Origin of the sequence: Providencia sp. PROV061 (genome assembly GCF_011045655.1) — a bacterium.
GTDB lineage: Bacteria > Pseudomonadota > Gammaproteobacteria > Enterobacterales > Enterobacteriaceae > Providencia > Providencia hangzhouensis.
In genome coordinates this window covers 1,943,460-1,961,711 of sequence record NZ_CP042861.1, presented here as the reverse complement: position 1 = coordinate 1,961,711, position 18,252 = coordinate 1,943,460, and the positions used below count along the sequence as shown (strand labels likewise).

12 protein-coding genes are annotated in these 18,252 nt (G+C 37.9%); 7 read left to right on the top strand and 5 right to left on the bottom strand.

Features of this window, described 5'->3' with window-relative positions:
* Positions 1-35 precede the first annotated feature (35 nt).
* Positions 36-848, bottom strand: a complete 813-nt coding sequence (locus FVA72_RS08830) for a helix-turn-helix transcriptional regulator (RefSeq protein WP_004257268.1) — start codon at positions 846-848, stop codon at positions 36-38.
* Between the two features lie 101 nt (positions 849-949).
* On the opposite strand from FVA72_RS08830, the gene FVA72_RS08825 reads away from it, so the two are divergent.
* The 4 genes from FVA72_RS08825 to FVA72_RS08810 all read left to right on the top strand — a co-directional run bounded on the left by FVA72_RS08825 (position 950) and on the right by FVA72_RS08810 (position 10,119).
* Positions 950-1,870: a DMT family transporter gene (locus FVA72_RS08825; protein WP_110591925.1), complete on the top strand. Its 921-nt coding sequence runs from the start codon at positions 950-952 to the stop codon at positions 1,868-1,870.
* A gap of 355 nt (positions 1,871-2,225) precedes the next feature.
* Positions 2,226-6,890, top strand: coding sequence for a tetratricopeptide repeat protein (locus FVA72_RS08820; RefSeq protein ID WP_243154755.1), 4,665 nt, complete (start codon positions 2,226-2,228; stop codon positions 6,888-6,890).
* A 250-nt stretch (positions 6,891-7,140) separates the two neighbouring features.
* Positions 7,141-9,189: a hypothetical protein gene (locus tag FVA72_RS08815; protein ID WP_110591927.1), complete on the top strand. Its 2,049-nt coding sequence runs from the start codon at positions 7,141-7,143 to the stop codon at positions 9,187-9,189.
* 303 nt (positions 9,190-9,492) lie between these two features.
* Positions 9,493-10,119: a hypothetical protein gene (locus FVA72_RS08810; protein ID WP_110591928.1), complete on the top strand. Its 627-nt coding sequence runs from the start codon at positions 9,493-9,495 to the stop codon at positions 10,117-10,119.
* 72 nt (positions 10,120-10,191) lie between these two features.
* Here FVA72_RS08810 and FVA72_RS08805 read toward each other — a convergent pair whose 3' ends face one another.
* Together FVA72_RS08805 and tctD are read right to left on the bottom strand one after the other, a co-directional pair.
* Complete coding sequence (locus FVA72_RS08805) at positions 10,192-11,619, bottom strand: sensor histidine kinase (RefSeq protein WP_110591929.1); 1,428 nt, start codon at positions 11,617-11,619, stop codon at positions 10,192-10,194.
* A complete protein-coding gene (gene tctD / locus FVA72_RS08800; RefSeq protein ID WP_004257247.1) occupies positions 11,616-12,284 on the bottom strand; it encodes a transcriptional regulator TctD in 669 nt (222 codons plus the stop codon). Before tctD ends, FVA72_RS08805 begins: the two co-directional genes overlap by 4 nt.
* A 309-nt stretch (positions 12,285-12,593) precedes the next feature.
* Between tctD and FVA72_RS08795 the strand changes: the two genes are divergently transcribed.
* From FVA72_RS08795 to FVA72_RS08785, 3 genes are read left to right on the top strand one after another with little or no spacing between them, the layout of a single operon-like run.
* A complete protein-coding gene (locus tag FVA72_RS08795) occupies positions 12,594-13,568 on the top strand; it encodes a Bug family tripartite tricarboxylate transporter substrate binding protein (protein ID WP_110591930.1) in 975 nt (324 codons plus the stop codon).
* 11 nt (positions 13,569-13,579) lie between these two features.
* Positions 13,580-14,011, top strand: coding sequence for a tripartite tricarboxylate transporter TctB family protein (locus FVA72_RS08790; RefSeq protein ID WP_094962691.1), 432 nt, complete (start codon positions 13,580-13,582; stop codon positions 14,009-14,011).
* An 11-nt stretch (positions 14,012-14,022) separates the two neighbouring features.
* Positions 14,023-15,531 (top strand): tripartite tricarboxylate transporter permease, encoded by a 1,509-nt coding sequence (locus FVA72_RS08785; protein ID WP_004257240.1) that lies wholly within the window; start codon positions 14,023-14,025, stop codon positions 15,529-15,531.
* Between the two features lie 336 nt (positions 15,532-15,867).
* Here the strand turns inward: FVA72_RS08785 and FVA72_RS08780 are convergent, their stop codons facing one another.
* Both FVA72_RS08780 and fabB read right to left on the bottom strand, forming a co-directional pair.
* The gene (locus FVA72_RS08780; RefSeq protein WP_110591931.1) at positions 15,868-16,701 is read right to left on the bottom strand and encodes a hypothetical protein; all 834 of its coding nucleotides are present in this window, start codon (positions 16,699-16,701) and stop codon (positions 15,868-15,870) included.
* Positions 16,702-16,866: 165 nt separating this feature from the next.
* Positions 16,867-18,081 (bottom strand): beta-ketoacyl-ACP synthase I, encoded by a 1,215-nt coding sequence (gene fabB / locus FVA72_RS08775; RefSeq protein WP_004257234.1) that lies wholly within the window; start codon positions 18,079-18,081, stop codon positions 16,867-16,869.
* Positions 18,082-18,252 lie beyond the last annotated feature (171 nt).

Here is an 18,252-nt window from a genome sequence, read left to right as displayed (position 1 = left end):
TGGAACAATATTTTGCCACGGTTTAAGCCAGATGCCTATGAGAGGTTGCCTTCTACGTCAAATTCTTTCGCTCGAAAACGGTCTGGTGTGACACCTGATATCTGCTGGAACATCGCAATAAAGGCGGATGCCGAGCTATACCCAACATCCAATGCGACTTCATGGACACTTTTCCCCTTTTCTAACCCGGCAACAGCATGTAAGTATCGCAAGCGTTGACGCCATTCACTAAACGACATACCTAATTCTTGCTGGCAGCGTCTTGATAACGTGCGTTCCGATGTATAATAGCGTTTTGCCCATTGTGCTAACGTCGTGTTATCGGCTGGGTCGCTTTGTAACTCTAATAAGATTGGGGCAAGAAATTTGTCTTTTGAAATAGGCAAATAAGTATCTTGGCAAGGGGACAATGGAAATTGGTCAATTAGCACATGAGCCAAACGTAAGTCTTGCTCTGTTTCAGGCTGAACAATACCGCGTTGGTACATATCCGTCATAATTGACTGAAATATAGGGCTAAGCTTAATCACACAAGGTCGCTGGGCAAGCACTTGGTTATATTCATGAGAAAAATCGATGATCCGAAATTTGACACTTTCTTTATTAAAGCTAGCATGGGGAATGTTCGCTGGGATCCAAATGCAAAACTCTGGCGGCGCTAGATAATGTTGACCAGCCACCTCCATTTCCATAATGCCACAGACCACATACAGCATTTGCCCAAAAGGGTGTGAATGGGATTTATACTCAGTGAGGGCCGCGGTTTGCTCGTGCCGAAAAGCCACCAATTCAGGCTCTGCGATATTACATTCACTGATTTGCCAAATGTCTGATTTTAAGTTTTCCATGGTTCCTGTCTGAAAAGCGTTATCGGTTGTCTGGTTATCAGTATATATAAAAAATCGGACAGATGTATACTAGCGCCCATTCAATATGGGAGAATGTTTTAATGAAGAATCTTCTTTTTCCGCTGATTGCGGTTTTATTATGGTCAATTAATGCCATTGTTAACAAAGCGGCATCCACTGCCATTGACCCTGCGGCAATCTCATTTTACCGTTGGGCGTTGGCATTTCTTGTCATGACTCCTTTCGTATTACGTTCGGTGCTCCGAAACTTTAAAACGGTTATGAAACATTGGTGGCAACTCGCCATTTTAGGCGCGCTAGGGATGATGCTATACCAAAGTTTAGCTTATTATGCGGCTCACAGTGTAAGTGCGACCTTTATGGGAATCATGAATTCAATGATCCCATTACTAACAGTAATTATTAGTATCTTTGTGCTGCGCGTTATTCCTACTGTGGGGATTGTATTAGGCTCAATTCTTTCATTATGTGGATTAGTCTGGTTAGTGAGCCAAGGAAGCCCAAGTGCGTTATTTTCTCAAGGCTTAGGCCAAGGGGAAGCCATGATGTTGGTTGCGTCCGCTGCATACGCCCTGTACGGTGTACTGACTAAGCGTTGGTCAATCCAATTATCTAGCTGGGACTCGCTATACGTTCAGGTTTTCTTTGGCGTTATCATGCTACTCCCTAATTTCTTGCTAGCTGAAGATGTCTCTCTGAACAGCCAAAATATCGGTTTAGTGGTATTTGCGGGGATTGCCGCCTCCATTGTTGCCCCGGCATTGTGGATCCAAGGTGTTATGCGCCTTGGTGCGAATACAACCTCTATTTTTATGAACCTAGCTCCCGTTTTCACTGCCATTATCGCTATTTTCGCCTTGGGTGAAGAACTTAAAAGCTACCATTTAATCGGTGGTGGTGTGGTATTACTCGGGGTAATGTTGGCGCAACAATTACGTACACCACTGACAGAATTATTCCGCCGTGAAAAAAAGGTGGTTCAAGAAGATTCTTGCCAGTAGAATAGAATTACAAAAGCAATAAATGCAATGTCGTCACTCATATGCCCCACTTTGTGGGGCTATGTTTGAAATCCTCGCCGTCCCTTCGTTTATTTCCCTTCATATTCCTTACCATTAATACTTTGTGACATTTTAAATCCCTCTCAAATCACCTTTAATTCGCCCACCATTGATATGATTTATCGAATTACCGTTTTTCAGATAGAGGATAATCCGATTGAATCTTCTGGAATTCCAATTAGACTTAAGCAAAATTAAATACCCCTTTAGGAGTATTAACTCCACTCAATAAGCCGTGATAATGCGATAAACCTAAATGGATCGTGGCAAGTAACCACCATAATAAGGAATGACAATGACTAAGCCGTTCAAAGTTGGGTTGTTCATATTGATAATAATTGCTGTAGCCATTGGCATTTATTTCGTCAATACCACCAACTCATCCTCTCCCTCACAATTAGGCTACGACTTATATCAACAAGGTGAATCTCAAGCTGCATTTGAACAATTCCAAAAAAACGCAGATAAAGACTCACAATCCGCTTTTGCCTTAGCCATGATGTATAAAGAGGGTATTGGCACAAAAACTGATGATGTGGCAGCCCAAAACTGGCTAATTAAAGCGGCGGAAGCTAACAATAAAAATGCGTTATATAACCTTGGCTTTTTCCGTTATAAACACCTAATAGAAGACACTTCTACTGATGAAAACGGTTTAACTTCTTTAACTAAAGCGGCTGACCTCGGTGTTAAAGAAGCACAAGAAATGGTTGGGGGTATTTATTTAGCTGATAAATACGAACAAGTTCCACAAAATATCGAACTTTCTCGCCAATATTTTACGTTGGCTTCTGAACAAGGTTCAAAACTGGCAAAATTTGCTTTGGGCTATATCGCTCATGACTTTGAAAATGACAGTAAGAAAGCCGTTGAAATATTAACACCGCTTGTCAGCAACGACTTTCCCTTACCCGCGATGTTACTCGCGTCGATATATGAAGAAGGTGGTAACGGCGTACCACCAAATCCGCTGTTAGCCAAAAAATATGAACGCCTCTCTTTTTCCTCTGCATTAGAATACATTTCTGACGCAAGTGAATTAGAGCCAGGGGCTTTATCATTGTATGGTTCACAAACAGAAGAAGAAAAACAAAAAGTCATCACTAATTTAGAAGAACGGGCGAGCCGTGGTGATGAGAACGCCATCTATGCTTTGTACCAAAAATATATGATCGGCGATGGCGTGCGGAGAAATAAAAACCGTGCGATGGTTTACCTGCGACCGCTTGTGGAAGCTAAACACCCTAAGGCATTATATTTAAATTACAAAGCTGACACCGACCGTATTCAGGATTTAACTGATGCCGCTGATGGCCAATACCCTCCCGCGATGTATCAAGCCTATAACGTGTATTCTGGCCGTACATTTAGCGATGTTAAGCGAAATGACGCTTTAGCTGAAAAATATCTCACCGCTGCCGCAGATCTTGGCGACTTAAACGCACTTGTTACCATCAACGAGAGAGCAATCTCCAGTTACGATTTTCCAAACAAAAAACTGAGTGGTATTGTCGCCAAATACACTCCTATTTTAATGGAAAAATACCCGAACTCCGCAGATGCTTTAGTGGTAGCAAGTGAAGTTTATAGTGCTAAAGGTAGCCCATTATTTTCGCCAGAAAAAGCCTTCGCTGCTTTAGAAAAAGCAAATCGCATAGACCCCACTTATGATGCTCAGATGCAATTAGCGCGTTATTATATTAATGCTTTTGGTACTAAGCAGGATGTGCAGAAAGCCGCTAAATTACTCATCGACAACCTTAATGAAAACGATTACCCATCAACAGCCGATCGCTTATTAGTTCAAGTATATTATCGCTATGATATTAAAGCACTTATCGATGAAAAAACGATTGTCGATATCCTCAAAAACGATGTCATTAAACGCGAAAATTACGCCTTAGCTTATTTGTATGCTGACTATTTACTAAAAGAAGATGCAGAGAAAAATAGTGATCAGGCCTTTGATTTATATGAAAAATCAATCAAACAAAATTATAATAGCCAGGTTTATTATGCTGCTGCATTATTAAAATACCGGCCAACAGAAACCAATAAAATAGCTAACCTGATAGTCAATGTGCTCCATTCACCTCAAGCACAAGCCGAATTACTTCCAAGTCAGTTACAAATCGCTAAAGATATTTTATTAAAAACAGGTTTAAATCGCGCTGACACAAAAGCGTTATTAGTCAAAATGGCTTTATATGAAAACCATACTGAGGCTCAGAAATTAATTGAACCACTGATTAATAAAGATGCTGATATCACCTATTTATATGGGATAAACAAGCTCACTCAATTAACTAATATTGATACCTTAAGTGATGCTGAAATAAAACCATTGTACGATTATATTTTAAAAGCTGCAGAATTGGGTAGTGCATCTGCTTATTTATATATTGCGCAAAACCTTGATGGCGTTACTTATCACAATGATAAGGCGTATTACAAATCTCGCTTCCAGCAAATTACTGGGCTTACCGCAAAAGATTTAGTTCCTCAATATAAAAAATGTGCGGCACTCAAAAATAACCGCTGCTTATATGAATTAGGGGAAATATATCAAGAAGGTAACTACGGCGAAGATGCCAATTATGATACCGCCCTTTTCTATTACAATCAGATTTCTGACCCTGATTTTAGCTTTTTAAAATCACGTAAAAGAGAAATTGAAAAAGCCAAAGCTTCATTTGCCAATATTCAACTAAAAGCGAAACAGAATGACCCTGATGCGTTACGTACGCTCGCCAATGCTTACAAATATGGTAATTATGGGCAAAAAGTCGACCAGAAAAAGTGGCTTGAATATTTAGAGAAAAGTGCAAAATTCAATCAAGAAAGTGCACTTGAAGAACTCATTGATTATTACCAACAGGATCAATATCTCAATGCAAATAAAGCAAAAATCCTAGGTTATTACGACCAATTAGCAGCGATTGGCAGTAAAGACTATACCCGTAAACTGGCACATCAGTATTTAAATGGCAGCCAGCTTGTTGAGCCTAATCGACAAAAAGCACGTGAGTATTACCTTAAAGCAGGAAGCTGGGGCAATGAATTCATCAAATATATGGATGATTATGACATTGGCATGAAAATGCTCAATGAAAGTCCTTCAGCAAAATACAAAGTGGGTCGAGCTTATTTCTATGGCCAAGGTGTCAAAGAAGATCGCCTTGAAGCGGCTAAATACCTGAAACAAGCTAGTGATGAAGGTAATGACCACGCAATCGCTCTCTATAGTGAGATGCGATATATGGGCGTGCTAAATGAAGAAAAAAACGCTTGGGTAATGGAACCTGATTGGGATGAGGCCATCGTTTATTTACGCAAACATTCTAATCCCAAACGGGTTGATGATTATATTGAAGTCTATGAAACTCTCGTTGTTCCTGCCCAAAAAGGCGATACCTCCGCTTATATTAAACTCGGGGATTGGTATAGTTCACGCGGCCGAAATCTCGCGGCGCAAGATTGGTATAAGAAAAGTATCAATGCTGGCAATTTAGCCGCTTATCAACCGCTTGATTCCGTGACTGAAGATAGCCAAGCAAAACGTCAAAATTATATCGATGGCACAGCGAAAGGTGACCTATTTTCTAAAGTTCAATTAGCCCAAACTTATTTATATGATAGCGAAATTGTTTCTGGCTCTCCTGAATATGATTTAGCCATTCAATATCTACAAGAAGGTATGAAATCAACCGATGAGAAGCTTTCTAATAATGCCTTCAATGCACTGGTTGATTTGTATCGAGATGGAATTAAAGATAAAAAAAGAGAGCTTAATCGCCCTAAAGACGAACAAAAATATTTAGCACTGCTTCTAAGTGAAGAAAACACTCGTACCAAAGCTTTAATTAATCTGTATTACTATTACGTAAATAGTGATAACGCTAAAGCCTTAACTTATTTACAACAAGCTTACAATAAAGGTGATTTAGCCGCAACGGAGAAACTCTATCAAATCTACTATCCTGGCCAATATTGTGGAAACAGCGATAATGTGGATATGGATAAAGCAAGCCGGTATTTGAAGGAATGGATTGAAAAAAACAATTTCCAGAAAAATACTGACAAACACTATATTCATTATCCAGAAAGTCTTTCCAAAGAGATGGGAACCCTCTATTTAAAAGGCGATTGTGATATTGATAAAAATATTAACAAAGCCATCGAATGGTATCAAATTTCGTTAAATTACCACCCAACTCACGCACTTGATGCAATTTATCAGGCTTATGTAGAAAAAGGCGATGCCAAGCAAGCCTATTACTATGCATTACAACTTGATAAAAAACCAAGTTCTATTGAGCTAATGGATACACTTTCAGCCCAAGATAAACAAGCAATTGAAAAACAAGTTGCCGATGAAAAAGCCTATGAGAAATATGGTCGTTTCGCCGAGCAAATTGAAAAGCAGCGCATCGAAGCTGAGGCAGGCGACAAAATGTCAGCCTTCTCATTAGGTATCGCTTATGCACGTGGTGAACGAGTGCCTGAAGATACCCAAAAGATGATCTATTATTATGAATTAGCAGGGAAAAATGGCTATCCTCGCGCTTATAATATTTTAGGTAATCTTTATCGTAAAGATAATGAGCGCGGCATAGAAAAAGACTTCCCGAAAGCGCTTTATTATTTTGATTTAGGCGCACAACAAAATGACAGTAACACCGCTCATTTAGCCGGGGATATGCTCTATTTTGGCCAAGGTGTGCCAAAAGATTATGTCCGCGCAGCAAAATATTACGATATGACAGACCTCGAACAAGGTACTCACCATGCGGTGGCAAAATACAAACTTGCTTATATGTATTATAACGGCTGGGTCGGTACCAAAAGTAAAGACGATATCCAAAAAGCCCATGATTACCTTGAACTTGGCGCAAAATACCAAGACAAAGACTCAATCAACGCACTAAAAGAGTGGGATTTTAGTCTAATTAACCAATAATTGAATTATAAAGGCGCTAACTTTCTTTAGCGCCTTAACCTATCTACAATTATCATTTTTATATCTAAATAAAACAATATCATTCCCTCCACTTATGAGATTGCTAAAAATTTCATTGCTAATAATTTAAATTATACTAATCGCATTTTTATATAAAATAAAAATTAGTCTACTTCTTATTGTTAGATTATATTTTATTGGCATCTGTATATATGCAAATTTCAATAACCATTAACACGGAGTGTTTACTATGAGTTCTACATTTAATAAAAATCAGATATCGCTGGCAAATATAGATAGTAAAAATATATTTAAGGAAATAGACTATTCAACAATCTTATCAGTTAGTAAAAAACCACCGACAAATACCATTTACTTAGAAAAGACATATCAAAGTGTTAGCGATAATCTAGACAAAAATAGTACAGCCATTTGTCATTTACTTGCTAAAATTGATAAATTAAAACATAAATTTAAGATAGAAGGATCTGATGAATTGTCTGATTTAAATCAGATTGAATCTATGCTTCACGAACAAGACAAAAATCAAGAAAAAAATTTCGAAAAATTACAAGAATTACATAGTAAACATACAAATAAGCAAGGCTATTATACGATCCCTGAAAATTCAGAATCTATTCTTTTCAATAAATCCAATTTAGTTAATGAATATAACGCTGATTTATTCAGTTTTATGCTTGGTTTACGACATAATAAGAAAGGCCATTTTGTTTCACCTAGTGTAATTTCATATCAAAAAAACCCTATTATTCTAAACACGATAAGAGTCGATCTTAATAAAATTAACGAAGGCCTTAAGAATAGTTATGATTTATCCCAAGAATACCTATATAAAACCGTCGAGAATATGGAGATTAGAGTTAATCATATGCAAAGAACATTAGGATTAGATTCAAATATAACCAATTTATACATAAATGCTAAGAAAAGTCAAAATAATATAGAACAGCTACTAAGAGAACTTAACAGCAATAGCTTAATGCATTTCAACAGCAATAATACCGTCGATGGCTTAATGAAACACACGACAGAGTTAAATACTCAATATACAAAAATTAAAGATTTGCATAACGTTTTTGACCAAATAAAAAGTTCTGAATACTTAGATGGCATTCATATCCTATTTAAACAATATAAAGACACTCAAATTAACTATCAGGAGAGCGACTACCAAAACAATAAAGAATTTAAATTATTAACTGAATTAAACCTGTCAATTAAATACTTAAAAAACTTAAAAACCAATATTAAAGAAAAATTTAAAAACCACAAAGTATCAGCTTTTGACTTGTTCAAACTTGACTACAATAAGCAAGAAAAATATCAAAAAAATATTGATGAAAAGTTAGAAGAATTATTCAATAAAATTGAGTCACGTATCAACATAGAAATAAAAAAAGAAGCAGGTTTATATTACAACCAGTCCACATATTCAATCAATAGATCCCAGCTAGAAAAAGACATATTAAATTTAAAAGAAAGTTTAGCTAGTTATATTATTGAGAGCAGGATATTGACTCATGAGAAGGAAACTCATAATTTTATTGAAGAATTAACAACTCAGTTTCATGATGAATTGCTTAGAGCAAAAACACTCGAGAAGTTTGTTAATTTAGAATTAAACAATCACCTTCACCAATTTAATCCTCCAAGTAAAATAGTCTCTTATACTAATAACTTTGGTGATAAAAAAAATAACATATATATGCTAGCAGTAGAAAAAAAACTATTAAAAAATGAATTAAATAATTTAATTTCTAACATTCATATAAAGATCCCTTTAAAATCAACTTCGTCTGCTGTTGGTGAAGATGCATATTATCAAACAGTTAAAGGAAAAATGTATACATTATTAGACTTAACTGAACAGTTAGGGAGTTTAACTAAAATGTACAGTTCAAAAGAACACTCAGAGATACTAGAATATATCAATGATATTCATTCTTTAGAAAAACAAATTGTCCAGACAGAAAAAGAGATTTCTCAATATATTTATACTCATTCAGAAAATAAAGACAAAAAATCAATTTCTTCAGAAATAACACCATTAATTATTGAAATCATGAATAAAAAATCAAGAATAATGTCAATTGAAACTCGCATTAACGAGGGAGCTGATGAAGTCAATTTCACTGATGGTAATGGAAATAATAAAGACTTTGAATCCTTATTATCATCTATCATGGCTGAATTTCCACAAGACACAATAATTAGCGATGTATACGACCAACCATTGCATAACAAATCAATGCCTGTATTTATCCCATTACGGGATTAACACGTATTTTTATTTTCACTAGATTTGTATTTTACTATTATTGAAACCACCTACTGAATTAGGTGGTTTCTGTTATCATGGCGCTTGGCTGGCTTTAAATGCGATTCTAACCAATAATCCATTAAGTAATTTAATTTTTAATAATTGAGGTTCAGAACCATGATAGCTAGCAATATTTCAAATGATATCAACAATACTTCCATACCAAATAAAAATTAGTCACCTCATTTTAAGTAGGTTATATTAATTAACTACGGCCACAGTAATGAAACATTTAAAAATTATTAACATGGAGTGTTTACTATGATTTCAAATTTAACCCTAAATACGAACCAAGAGTTACAACAAAGTGAAAACAATATCAATATATCTGAGGTTTTACGTGAGAAAGAATATCTAACCGCAGTAAGAGATGACTTTATTTCTAACGTATATAATTATGTCCCATTAAAATCTGTCACATCTAATGTCAGCGAGGAAACCTATTGTCAAACGATTAAAGATGCATTGCTAGATATCACTAATCAACGCTTACAATTAAACAAAATACAAAAATTGAAATCAGAATCTGTTGATACTACATATTTACAAGAAGAAAAACTTGCTAGTGCAAAAAATGATCTAGTGACATACATTCAAGAGCACTCAGAAAATAAAGATTCAAATTTGATTTCCCAAGATATATCGGCTTTGCTTGATGAAATATACAACACAGATTTAAAAATAGAATCAATCGAGACATTTATTAATGAAGTAAAAAATGACACAGCGCTAGCTGTAGCTAGTATATTTCTTAATGAAGACAATAAGTTAGATTCAGAATCATTATTATCATCCTCAATAGCAAGCCTCGAACAAAACACAATAACCTGTGATTTTAAACACGAACCTTCAAATAACACGCTATCGCAGATATTAATATCAATGTGAAACTAAACGTATCTAGCTTTTACTGCGTTTAGACTTTGTCACCAGAGAAACGCCTTAGTAAGGGCGTTTTTCTTACCACGGCGCTTGGCTAGCTTTAAATGCGATTCTAACCAATAATCCATTAAGTAATTTACCTTTTAATAATTGAGGTTCAGAACCATGATAGCTAGCAATATCTTTCACAAGCGCCAGCCCAAGGCCAGCGCCTTCCTTACCTAACGCATTATTTAAACGAGTAAAGGCTTCCATAGAACGGTTAATTTTCGCATCTGGGATCCCAGGACCAGAGTCTTCAACCTCTAAGACCCAATGAAGATGGTCATCACTGCTGACCACTCGAACGGTGACCACTCCATTTGCAGGCGTGTATTTAATAGCATTATCAATTAAATTTGCACACATCTCAGCCAATAAAATAGGCTCTCCCTTTATCCATGCTACGTCTAACCCTTCATAGCCTAAATCAATATTTTGGCTTTCTGCCTGCGCTAAGCGGGTAAAACACGTTTGATGAACAATTTCCACTAAATTAACTGCACGATATTGCGTGATGGCTTCTTTTTCATGTGCTTTTAAGCGAGATAACTGCAAAAGCCTATCCGTCAAAATGATCGTATTATCGAGGGTTTTATCAATAGCTTGTAAACTTTGTTGCCGTTGACTTTCGTCTGCACTATTAATGGCAACCGAAACTTGGGTTTTTAGTACGGTTAAAGGTGTTTTTAATTGGTGAGATGCATCTGCACTAAAGCGTTCTTGTCGTCTAACCATCCGCTTTAGGCGAGAAATATAACGGTTTAATGCATCAATTAATGGCGATAAATCCGACCACGGCAGTAAATCTGGCAAGGGTGTTAAATCATTGGCAGAACGGCCTAACATTAAGTGAGATAATCTTTTCAACGGTGCCAGCAGCTTACTAAGTAGAATATAGGCAAGCACCATGGTTAAAAGTACCACTGTACCTTGGCTCATCAAGGCAGAAATTAATAATTGATTAGCGAGATCTTGCCGCGAATAGACCGTTTCCGCAACACGAATTTCAACCATCCCAGTGATGCCACCTTCATTAATCGGTTGATAAAACGCAGCAATACGAATAGGTAAACCTTTATACTGTGCATCATAAAAATAAACTAGCGCAGTATAGTGCTGTGAACGCATCCAATAAGGGGGAATTGGCGGTAAGTCGTCATAACCAGAGATAGTTTCACCGTCAGGAGAGATAACTTGATAAAAAATTCGGTCATTATTATTTAGTTCGAAACTATCGAGCACCACATAAGGCACATTCACCGAGAGATGCCCATCTACCACTTGTAAGCGTTCTGCAACTGTTCGAGCTGAAGCTAGTAACGTTCGATCATAGGCTAAATTTGCAGCATTTTTTGCACTGTAATAGTGGGTATAAACCGAAAAACTCCCCAACAAAATGAGGGGGATACCGAAAAAGAGCAGTAACTGATGAAAGAGAGAGCGTGGATGAGCGACTAATTTCATACACTACACTGCTCTAATCGGTATCCCAATCCGCGTAAGGTATTGATGTTAACATCCGAACCGGCAAGTTTTTTTCTTACACGGTGAACATATAACTCAATACTTTGTAAATTGGCTTCATCTGACAGCGAAAATACCTGTTCAAATAATTGCATTTTAGAAACAGGTCGACCTCGTCGATGAAATAGGGTGTTTAACACCGCATATTCCCTTGGTGTTAAGCCTAGCGGCTCTTCGCCTAATAAAAAATAACCGTCCTCATGGTAACTAAGTAAACCAAACTGTTGTGACTCATTAACTTGCCCTTGGCTACGCCGTAATAAAGCACGAAGACGCGCTTCTAATTCCGCAATATCAAAAGGTTTCGTCAGGTAGTCATCAGCCCCTGCATTTAACCCTTGTACACGGTCGGCTACGTCGGAATTCGCCGTTAGTAACAAGACGGGGGTTTCTTGATGCCGTTTGCGCATTTGCGCCAATACCTCAAGCCCACTCATTCTCGGAAGTGATACATCTAACACGACTAATTCATAGCGTTCAGTTTGTAATAGCTGGTCTGCTATCGCACCATCACTAGCAAGGTCAACCGCAAACCCAGATGACGATAAGGCCTTCTGTAACCATAATGACAACTCGTCATGATCTTCAACCAATAAAATTCTCATTCCGCATACTCATTATAATTATTTATCAGTATACGTTGGCATTCCATTGAATGAATGGAAAGCAAATGTGCACATTTTTACTGTGTCCATCACAACTATTGCTAACAAACACTATTAACGTGATTAATTTAACATTAAATTAACATAACAAAAAAGTAAAAATACAAAACAATCTGATATATATCACATAAAAATAATAATATTTGTTAATGAAAGGTAAATGAAAGCTTCATCGGGCGATGATGCCATACCAGCACAACAAGCAGTAATAATATATACCTCTAATTATTGTCTTAGTAAGGAAAAATAATGAAAAAATTCACCCAGACGGCCTTAGCAACAGCAATATTTTTAGTTGGCATCAATCAAGCAAACGCCCTACCCGAACGTACAGAATGTATTGCCCCTGCCAAACCTGGAGGCGGTTTTGATTTAACCTGTAAGTTAGTACAAATATCTCTTCTGGAAACAAAAGAAATTGAAAAACCAATGCGCGTAACCTATATGCCAGGCGGTATTGGTGCCGTTGCTTATAACGCCATCGTCGCACAACGCCCTGCCGAACCCGGCACTATTGTTGCTTTCTCAGGAGGTTCCTTACTCAACCTCGCACAGGGAAAATTTGGTCGTTATAACGAAAACGATGTTCGCTGGCTCGCCAGTGTGGGAAGCGACTACGGTATGATAGCCGTACGTGCCGACTCACCTTATAAAACCCTGAAAGATTTAATGGATACCTTCAAAAAAGATCCTAACAGCATCGTATTTGGTGCGGGAGGGTCTATTGGCAGCCAAGATTGGATGAAAACGGCCTTATTAGCCAAAGCCATTGATATAGACCCACGAAAAATGCGCTATGTGGCCTTTGAAGGCGGCGGTGAAACCTTAACTGCACTACTGGGCAACCATATCCAAGTCCTTTCAGGGGATATCAGCGAAATGACGCCGTATATCAATGAAGGTAAAATTCGTATCCTTGCTGTCTACTCAGACAAACGCCTTGGGGATGGTTTATCAGATATCCCAACAGCAAAAGAGCAGGGTTATGACATTGTTTGGCCAATCATTCGTGGTTTCTATATGGGGCCGAAAGTCTCCGATGCTGACTATAACCAATGGGTCGAAGCCTTCCAAAAACTACAACAAACCGACGAATTCAAAAAACAACGTGAACTGCGTGGTTTATTTGAATACAACTTAACGGGGCAAGAACTCGATAGCTATGTCAAAAAAGAAATCGAGCAGTATCGTGAACAAGCCCGTGCCTTCGGTTTAGCCAAATAACGGAGTGAACGATGAGCCAACGCATATTTGCCATAGTTTGGCTAATACTGTGTGCTATCGGAATTTATATTGGTTGGGGGATCCAAAGTGAATTTAGTTATGAACCACTGGGCCCCCGCCCTTTTCCGGTTGTCATACTCTCCTTAATGGCGCTTTGTGCCCTTGCCTTATTATTTGGCAAGCAAGAAGCCGTTGAGTGGCCAAAACCCTATGTATTACGTCGTTTAGTTTTATTAGTTGTTGCACTTGTTATTTATGCATGGGCCTTTGAATGGTTAGGGTTCCCGATTGCAACCAGCTTACTCACCATCAGTATCGCCCTGCTATTTGGTGCGACACCTATCGCCGCGATTATTTCGGGCCCGGTCTTAGGTATCTTTTTGTTCTATGCCTTTGATAAATGGCTAGATGTAACCTTGCCTATTGGCAGCCTGCTAAGTTAAGGAGCGAAATCATGGAAACTTGGATGTATCTATCGCAAGGTTTCGAGGTCGCACTAGTTCCTCAAAATATCTTGATCGCCTTAATTGGCTGTTTTATCGGTACAATCGTGGGTATGCTTCCCGGCCTTGGCCCAATTAATGGTGTCGCTATTTTGCTACCATTGGCCTTTGCCCTGAAATTACCCGCCGAGTCAGCATTAATCTTACTCGCCACGGTTTATTTAGGCTGTGAATATGGCGGACGCATATCATCAATCTTACTCAATGTCCCTGGTGATGCCGCTGCCATCATGACCACCCTAGATGGTTACCCTATGGCAAAACAAGGGAAAGGCGGGGTTGCTCTCTCAATTTCCGCAGTCAGTTCATTTATTGGTTCAACGATTGCAATTGTAGGGATAATTTTATTCGCTCCCTTGCTTGCTGAATGGTCACTCGCCTTTGGGCCTGCCGAATATTTTGCCTTAATGGTTTTTGCTATCGCCTGCCTAGGTAGCATGATGAGCCAAAACCCAATCAAATCACTATTGGCTGCATTAATTGGTTTATCACTCGCCACTGTGGGAGTGGATGCCAACTCTGGGGAATATCGTTTTACGTTTGATAGCGTACATTTATCGGATGGCGTGCAGTTTATCGTCGTGGTTATTGGTTTATTTTCTGTTAGTGAAATTTTATTGATGCTCGAAGGCACTGCCACAGGCCAAGGGCTGATCCGTAAAACAGGCAGAATGCTATTCAATCGCAAAGAAGCCAAAGCATGTGCTGGTCCTGCTTTACGCTCTTCATTCATCGGTTTCTTTGTTGGGGTATTACCGGGAGCGGGAGCTACCATTGCCAGCGCCATCACTTATATGACGGAAAAGAAAATCAGTGGTGAAAAAGGCGATTTCGGTAATGGCGATGTCCGAGGGGTAGCCGCGCCTGAAGCCGCCAATAATGCCTCTGCGTGTGGGTCATTTATTCCTATGTTAACTCTTGGCGTTCCGGGCTCGGGAACAACAGCAGTAATGATGGGTGCCCTAACGCTCTATAATATCACCCCAGGCCCTGGTATGTTTACAGAGCAACCGGATATTGTGTGGGGGTTAATTGCAGCTCTGTTGATTGCTAACGTGGTTTTGCTCATCATGAATATTCCGTTAATTGGCTTATTCACGCGTATGCTAACCGTTCCGTTATGGTTTTTAGTCCCTGCTATTGCTTGCATTTCTGCTGTCGGGGTATATGCCGTTCATAGTACGACGTTTGATTTGTTACTCATGATGGGGCTAGGCGTATTTGGGTTTATATTACGCAAAATGAACTTCCCACTTTCACCATTAATTTTAGGGTTTGTACTGGGTGAAATGTTAGAACAAAATTTACGCCGTTCATTATCCATCAGTAATGGTAATTTCGATATTCTTTGGAGCAGTACGATTTCCCAAAGTTTATTAATTCTAGCGGTATTAGTGCTAATTTTGCCACCGATTGTAAAACGCATTCGTAAAAATAGAACAATCTCTACACAAAAATAAATTTATACTAATTTTCCAAAAGACTGCCCCAAATATATTTTGGGGCTTTTTAGTGTTTAATCGGTAATATTTTAATTATTACAGTATTTATTTTTATGTAACTTTTTTAACATTTTACCTTCTTGACCTACTATATACACTTACTGTTTTTTTGCTAAAAAAGGAAATGATTTACTGCATTTTTTGACTTTAAAAATCATATTACTAAACTTTCTGTAAAAATGATTAACTAACCCTCGACTTAATATTTTTAATATTGCCTTTCAATATTTTAATATCTTATCATATTCATGATATTCCCAAAAAATATTAATTACTTGAACCCATTGAAACCACTTATTTAATCTTATTGCTCCTGCTTTTTATATTCATATACTGATTTAAAAATTCATCTCCAACTAAGGCATTGCTCTTGAAATAATCTTTTCTTCTATCATAAGCTTTTGCAAGCTCCTTAAATGCCGCTTGTTTAACCTCAATATATTTATTATCAATTGTCGATATTGAACTAAAAACACTTTTATGACCAAAGCTATCACTACCAAATAAGCCTCTCATATCAGTATCAGTCAAGTTATCATAATGAATATTTAAATTTATTTTAGCACCCGTTAAATTAGTATTTGTAAAATTGTAATCAACATCTATCTTAACTGGAATTTTAATCTGCGAGTTTTCAGCTATTGCATTAGAGAAATTTGCTCTTAGCAAAGGCGTATTGTTGCTTGTATCCACAATCGTGTTCGATAAAGTTGAACCTGAAAAATCAACATTTACACTATTAGCACGAATAGCGCCATTATAGGTAATATTCAGTAGCAACTTTACCATATCTTCCGCAGTTATTTCTTTTTTCGAATGGTCATAGTAGGCTGCAAGCATATCGAGTTTATGTTCTGATTTGACGTGTAATAGATGACTACTATCACTATTTTTCGATTTGTCGGTATTTATATCCACTAGATGATTTAAAATTTTAATTTGCTTTGTGATTTTCTCTTTACCTTTTTCTTCAACATCCCACCCATATCGGTTGTATATGTTACTTATCTTAGAAAAAGCCATGTTAAATACATTTTTTTTATTCGCTTCGGAGCTATTTTTAATATAGACTTCAAGCATCTTTGTCGAACTATTACTCATTGTGTAAAAGAAATTTTTAATACTCATAAATTTTTCCTATATCAATTAACTTTATTTATTTGCCATATACTCCCATATTCAAAATATTAATTATTTAATAAAACAACGATAGTGTGCCTATTGATTTCATATATATAAAAAAAAAGCGAGAACCGAAGTTCTCGCTTATTTAATACGTTAGCCTAATACAAATTATGCTTTGTATTTGCTCATCACTAATGTGGCGTTAGTTCCACCGAAACCGAAACTGTTAGACATGACCGTATCCAGCGCTTGTTCGGTTGGTTTTGTCACGATATTCAAGCCCGCAGCTTTCTCATCTAGGTTTTCGACGTTAATACTTGGCGCAATAAAGCCGTGTTCTAACATCAGTAAGCTATAAATTGCTTCGTGAACACCCGCAGCACCTAATGAGTGACCACTCATTGCTTTCGTTGCTGAAATTGCTGGAGAGTTGTTACCGAACACTTCTTGAATCGCTTCTAACTCTTTCGTGTCACCCACTGGCGTTGAGGTACCGTGTGTATTGATGTAATCAATTTTATCAACACCTTGCATCGCCATTTGCATACAGCGCACCGCACCTTCTCCTGATGGAGCAACCATGTCTGCGCCATCTGAGGTCGCACCGTAACCCACGATTTCAGCGTAGATATGTGCACCACGCGCTAACGCATGCTCTAATTCCTCAACAACAACGATACCGCCGCCACCTGCAATAACGAAACCATCACGGTCTTTGTCATAGGTTCTTGATGCTTTGTCTGGCGTCTCATTGTATTTAGTTGACAATGCGCCCATTGCATCAAACTCACAGGTCATTTCCCAGCTCAGTTCTTCACCGCCACCAGCGAAAACAACATCTTGCTTGCCTAATTGAATTAACTCAACCGCATGACCAATACAGTGTGCTGATGTTGAACAAGCAGAACTGATGGAGTAGTTTACACCTTTGATTTTAAATGGCGTTGCTAAACAAGCAGAAATACCCGATGCCATTGCACGAGTCACCATGTATGGGCCCACACCACGTAAACCTTTAGCACGCATACCGTCAGAACCTGCAACTTGGTTACGTGGAGAACCACCACCAGAGCCAACAACGATACCTGTACGTAAATTTGAAACTTGTTCTTCTGTTAAACCTGAATCCGCAATCGCTTGTTCCATTGATAAATAAGCATAGGCGGAGCAATCACTCATAAAACGGAAAATTTTGCGGTCGATTAAATCTTTTGGGTCTAAATTTTTAACATTACCCCAGACATGGCTACGCAGCCCTGCCTCTTTGAATTCTTCTGAGAAAGTGATCCCGGAACGACCTTCCTTCAGAGAAGCCAGTACTTCTTCCTGGTTATTACCAAGGCTGGAAACAATACCTAGACCAGTGATGACTGCACGCTTCATTCGTTACCTCATGTCTATAATTATATGATTGCGGGATTACAGGTTGTCACTTTAGCTTACACTTGTACGCTGAACAAGTCCGATCAGGGTAAATATTTGTATTTTTTTCTTTATGACGCCAATAAGACTTTTTTATGACGGTAGCCTTACACCCATATCAGCGGTAAAATT